This window comes from Streptomyces sp. NPDC031274, assembly GCF_055570235.1.
Genome location: NZ_JBVIHP010000352.1, coordinates 1 through 1,179, shown reverse-complemented (window position 1 = coordinate 1,179; position 1,179 = coordinate 1). Strand labels below are relative to the sequence as shown.

Annotated in this window: 2 protein-coding genes; one reads left to right on the top strand and one right to left on the bottom strand. The window is 65.7% G+C overall.

Annotation, left to right across the window (positions count from 1 at the left end):
- Positions 1-448: NAD(P)-dependent oxidoreductase (locus ACZ5CR_RS46315; protein ID WP_468870035.1), on the bottom strand; the 448-nt coding region annotated here is incomplete at its 3' end.
- A gap of 224 nt (positions 449-672) precedes the next feature.
- Between ACZ5CR_RS46315 and ACZ5CR_RS46310 the strand changes: the two genes are divergently transcribed.
- Positions 673-1,053: a hypothetical protein gene (locus ACZ5CR_RS46310; protein WP_468870030.1), complete on the top strand. Its 381-nt coding sequence runs from the start codon at positions 673-675 to the stop codon at positions 1,051-1,053.
- The last annotated feature ends 126 nt before the right edge of the window (positions 1,054-1,179 follow it).

Genomic DNA, 1,179 nt, shown 5'->3' with positions numbered 1-1,179 from the left:
AGGCCGCCTCTTCCGTGCCGCTGTAGAGGATGTACGCGCCGGGCGTCGCGATCATCTGGGGGACGGCCATGATGCCGCCGTCGATGTACGTGATGCCGTGAGCCGCGGCCCAGCCCGCCAACTCCCGCGCCTGGGCGGGCGATCCGTTCGTGAGGTTCACGAGCGTGCGGCCCTTGAGCGCGGCTGCCTCGGGTTCCAGGAGACTGCGGACGCTGTCGTTGGTCGTGAGGCAGACGATGACGAGAGGGGCGGCCTCGATGGCCTCCTTCGCCGTGTCGGCCGGGGTCGCGCCCTGCGCCGCGAGCGGGCCGGTCTTGGCGGCGGTGCGGTTCCACACGGTGGTGGGTCGGCCCGCCTTGAGGAGCGCGGAGGCGAGCGCGGCGCCCATCAGGCCGAGGCCGAGGACGGTTACGGGGGACTGCGCGGGCTGCGTGGACTGTGCGGGCATGGCCGTGGAACTCCGATCGGAGGCGTGTGGTGGGAACGCCTTCGATCCTTGCCGTGCGCGTTGAGGCGGACAAGTACCCACTTATTAGTGCGTACTTACCGGAAGGTTCGTGAGGGGTGCCGGATGGGCGGGGCTTCTGGGGGGGGGCGGGGCTTCTTTTTATCGTTTCGTGACGCTCATTTTGGTGGCCATTTTGAGGGACCTCGTGAATATAATCCTGCGCTATGAGGACATCACTCGGTAAGCGAATCGGCGTAGTCGCGTTGGCAGTTGGGTCCGCGGTTCTGTTCTCCGCCTCACCGGCTCTGGCGCTCGAGGACATCGAGATCCGGGACAGCACGGGAATCATGCACTTCCACGATAATGGCGACACCTTCCAGGTGTGCGACATCCAGGCCGACGGGGGAGGCGTAAAGGGCAAGCTGTTCTACAAGCCCATCGGCGGTGATTGGTACGTGACCGACTCCGTTGCTGACGGCGGCGATGAGAACTGCGGCAAATTCGCCAGCGATGTGAACAACGTCGGCGACTACCAGATGAAGCTTTACTGGCTCGGCGCAGGCACCCAGATCGAGGTTGCGAAGAGCAGGGTCTTCAACGAATAGAGGACTCCGATTCCAGCCGCCCCTGGCCACAAACGCCCCCGCGCGCGAGGCCGGGGGCGTTTGCGTTCGGCGTTCCGTTCCGTTCCGTTCCGTTCCGTTCCGGGCGTCAGCGGGAGGCCGGTGCAG